We start from the raw sequence: 794 nt of genomic DNA, 5'->3' as shown, positions 1-794 counted from the left end.
CGCCCTCGGCCAGCTGCTGGTCGCTGCGATGCCTTTCCAGGGCGCGCTGGGACAGGTGCTTGCCGCGGCCGCGCTCGGTGAAGCGGCCGGGGTAGTCGTAGTCTTCCAGGTCCGGCTTGGCGTCGCCGCCGGAGTTTTTCGATAAAGCATGCGCGGCCTCCAGCTGCAGGCGCGGTTTCTCGAAGTCGTAGTCGCGGCGGGTGACGCGGCTGGTGCGGGTGGCCAGGCGCAGGGCGAAGCGCTTGATCACCGGGTCGTCTGCCACCAGGCCGGAGTCCTGCTGGTAGGCGGTGGTGGCGAGCTTGGGGAAACCGGTCTGGTCGTCGCCAAACACCAGCACATGGCCCTCGGGGCTGTGCTGGAAGTGGTAATGGATGCCTTCTTCCTCGCACAGGCGCTGGATGAAGTGCAGGTCGGATTCGTCGTATTGCACGCAGTAGTCGCGGGCCGGATAGGTGGCGCCGAGCTGGAAGCGCTGGCCGCTGCCGTCGAGGATGCCGTGCTCGCTCAGCACCTGGGCAACGATCTCCGGCACGCTCAGGTGCTGGAAGATGCGCTGGTTGATGCGATGGCCGAGCCAGGCCAGCTGCGGGCGCAGGGTCAGGTGATAGCAGGTCAGGCGCTGGCCGGAATCGCCCTGGGCGCAGGCGTGCACCTGGGCGTGGATGCCGTTGCCCTGCGCATCCAGGGTGAGAAAGGCCGGCTGGCCGAGCAGCGTGTCCAGTTCCAGGTCCGGGCGCTGGCTGACCAGGGTGACCTCGAACACGAAGGGCTGGCTGAGTGCCTCGTGGCCA

General features: G+C 67.9%; 1 protein-coding gene. It reads right to left on the bottom strand.

The window, feature by feature from the left end:
- Positions 1-794, bottom strand: a 794-nt coding sequence (gene tssI / locus N7607_RS23060) for a type VI secretion system tip protein TssI/VgrG (protein WP_279869498.1), incomplete at both ends; no start/stop codon positions are given.

Source organism: Pseudomonas sp. GD04019, assembly GCF_029837695.1.
Classification (GTDB): Bacteria; Pseudomonadota; Gammaproteobacteria; order Pseudomonadales; family Pseudomonadaceae; genus Aquipseudomonas.
Note: the sequence above shows the minus strand (reverse complement) of the source record. Positions and strands in the feature narration are given on the sequence as shown.